We start from the raw sequence: 778 nt of genomic DNA on the forward strand, positions 1-778 counted from the left end.
GGCATTGTTAAACTAAAATACATAATTCAAAGTTCCATTCCACTTAGCAAACAGTAAGTTCAAAGTGTTTTCTATCATTTTCTCGGATTTAGAATAACATTTTGATTTTCTTCTAAATCTTGCTGTGAAATGCCTAATGAGACTATTATAGCCCTCTATGGTAAAAGTTTGAGCTTTGCTTGTCATATGTTTTGATTTTGGAATGACTTCAAGGTAGGATTTCCAGTAGTCACTACAAAACAGTTGAATGTTATGGATATTCAATTGATTGTAAAGCTGTTTAAAGGTGTTGGTGTCTCGTCTGCCACAAACAAAACCTAAGATTTGTTTTGTTGTTCTGTCAATGGCAAGCGGGGTCCAGCAAGCGTTTTTTTATGCTTGGTGTAGCTATGAATCTCATCAAGCTCAACGATATCTATCGCTTGATTGCTATCTTGTTTGATCTGATGTTGTTCGCCAAGTTTTTTAACCCATTGATAGACTGTGCCATAACTAATACCTAATATGCGACCAATTGAACGAAAGCCCAAACCTTCTAGATACATATTGATTGCCATTTGCTTGGTTGCTTCGCTTTTATGATGCGTTGGTTTATGTACTGAAAAGTAATGATTGCAACCTTTGCACTTATAGCGTTGTCTGCCATTGTTAAAACCTGCTTTGACAAAGTGTTTGTGCTTACATTTAGGACAACTATCAAATGTTTCGTTCATTGGTTTTTACTCCATGGTAAAGTATTGAGCTATTTTAACTTATGTATTTGTTTTTAACAATACCG

The 778-nt window shown here is 35.0% G+C and carries 1 protein-coding gene; it reads right to left on the reverse strand.

All coding sequences use genetic code 11. The annotated features are described in order from the left end of the window. Positions 1-12 precede the first annotated feature (12 nt). Positions 13-713 (reverse strand): IS1 family transposase gene (locus B5J93_RS12820; protein ID WP_228144948.1). Its coding sequence is split into 2 segments (ribosomal slippage): positions 13-365 and positions 365-713, totalling 702 coding nucleotides; the frame shifts between segments, so codons are not numbered across the junction. Between the last annotated feature and the right edge of the window lie 65 nt (positions 714-778).

This window comes from Moraxella equi (genome assembly GCF_002027555.1).
Classification (GTDB): domain Bacteria; phylum Pseudomonadota; class Gammaproteobacteria; order Pseudomonadales; family Moraxellaceae; genus Moraxella; species Moraxella equi.